This is a genomic window from Mesorhizobium sp. M7A.F.Ca.US.006.04.2.1, from assembly GCF_004022915.1.
Classification (GTDB): domain Bacteria; phylum Pseudomonadota; class Alphaproteobacteria; order Rhizobiales; family Rhizobiaceae; genus Mesorhizobium; species Mesorhizobium ciceri.
The window spans coordinates 1-1,782 of record NZ_RZQA01001090.1 but is presented as its reverse complement, the minus strand read 5'-3'; the positions used below and the strand labels follow the sequence as shown (position 1 = coordinate 1,782).

The 1,782-nt window shown below is 65.3% G+C and carries 2 protein-coding genes; one reads left to right on the top strand and one right to left on the bottom strand.

Annotated features, from left to right (window positions below):
* Positions 1-604, bottom strand: a 604-nt coding sequence (locus EN925_RS34565; protein WP_128337306.1) for a LysR family transcriptional regulator, incomplete at its 3' end; no start/stop codon positions are given.
* Between the two features lie 119 nt (positions 605-723).
* Here EN925_RS34565 and EN925_RS34560 point away from each other — a divergent pair.
* The coding region (locus EN925_RS34560) for an MFS transporter (RefSeq protein WP_164894611.1) at positions 724-1,782 on the top strand (1,059 nt) is incomplete at its 3' end.

The following is a 1,782-nucleotide window of genomic DNA, read 5'->3' as shown; positions in this document are numbered from 1 at the left end:
TTGCCACCGTGCGCAGAAGGCATGGCGCTTCGAGCGCCACCAGCGGCAGCGGCTCACTGTTGCGCAGGCTGGTCTCGATACGCTTTGCCGACCCGATCCAGCGCATCGGCACATCGGCGACATGCTGGCTGTAGGGCAGCGTTTCGCCGCAGTGCCAGGCGAGCGCGATATCGAGGCTGCCTGACAGGACCCTTTCGGCAAGGTCGTGGCTGCGTGCGATCCTGGCTTCGATCTTCACCTTGGGGTGCGCCCGGGCAAATCGGCCGAGCACGTCCGGCAGCACCGCCTCGCCGAAATCTTCCTGCAAGCCGAGCCGTACCCAGCCTTCCAGCTCGACACCGTGGATGGCGGATGCCGCCTCGTCGTTCAACTCGATTAGCCGGCGCGCATAGCCGAGCATGGTCTCGCCGGCCTCGGTCAAAGCGAGGCCCCGTCCTGATTTGCGGAAGATCGGCGTCGCCGCCTGTTCTTCCAGTTTCTTTAATTGCGCGCTGACCGCCGACGTCGACCGGCCAAGCCGGTCAGCGGCCTTGGCAAAGCTACCCAGCTCCATGCCGGTGACGAAACTGCGCAAGACGTCGAGGTCGAATGTCACGCGTCGCATGTTGGAAATCCCGATTTTCAGGATTGTAAGTTCAAAACTTCCTGATTTTCAGGATGAAATTATGGCGGTAGGGACAGATCGTCAAGGCCGGACCGCTGGCCAGCACGGGAAATGAAGTCATGTCCGCCATTGTCAATTGCACCGACCGGCAGCCGTCGGAACTTCTGGAAGATACCGGTTCCACCGGGAGGGTGTTCACGCCGGGCCATCGCTGGAAAGTCCTGGGCATCGGCGTTGCCGCCAATGCCGCCTTCTCGGCTACGTTCTCCGGCATCCCGGCGACGGCGGTCGTTCTTCGCCAGGGCTATCACCTAGGCAATGCCGAGCTCGGCCTGGCGCTCGGCCTTCTCGGGCTTGGGGTCGCGCTCAGCGAACTGCCCTGGGGTCTGCTCACCGATCGCTGGGGCGACCGCCGCGTGCTGTTGATCGGGCTCGGCGCGACGGCGGCGTGGCTCCTGGTCATGGCGATGCTGGTCGTGCCGACAAAGGCCGGTACTCCCGATGTCACGCTGCTCTCCGCGAGCCTATTCATCACCGGATTGCTCGGCGGCAGCGTCAACGGTTCGAGCGGCCGCGCCATCATGGGCTGGTTCCGGGAAAACGAGCGCGGCTTCGCCATGAGCATCAGGCAGACGGCGGTGCCGCTTGGCGGCGGCCTTGGCGCGCTCGTGCTGCCCTCGCTTGCGCTGGCTTTCGGCTTTGCCGCGGTGTTCGGGGTCCTGGCGGGTGCATCCGCTCTGTCTGCCCTGTTCGCCTGGCGCTGGCTGCACGAGCCGCCGACGGCAGGCGAGGGCCATCCCGCTTCGGCTGTGGCCGGACCGGCGCCGCTGCGCAATCGCGACGTCTGGCGTATCGCGACCGCCATCGGCCTGCTCTGCTTTCCGCAGGTGGCCGTGCTCACCTTCGCCTCCGTATTCCTGCACGACTTCGTTGGGTTGGGAACGGCGGCAATCAGTGCCAGCCTCGCCGCGGTGCAGATCGGCGCCATGGTCATGCGCATCTGGAGCGGCCGCTTCACCGACCGTTATGGCAACCGCCGCCAATTTCTTCGCCTGTGCAGCGCGTTCAGCGCCCTTGCCTTCGCCATGCTTTGGCTGCTGGTCCTGTTCGGCCCAACCATTCCGGGCGGCCAGCTCATCTGGTCGGCGGTTCTTCCGGTCGTGCTTATTGTCGCAGGC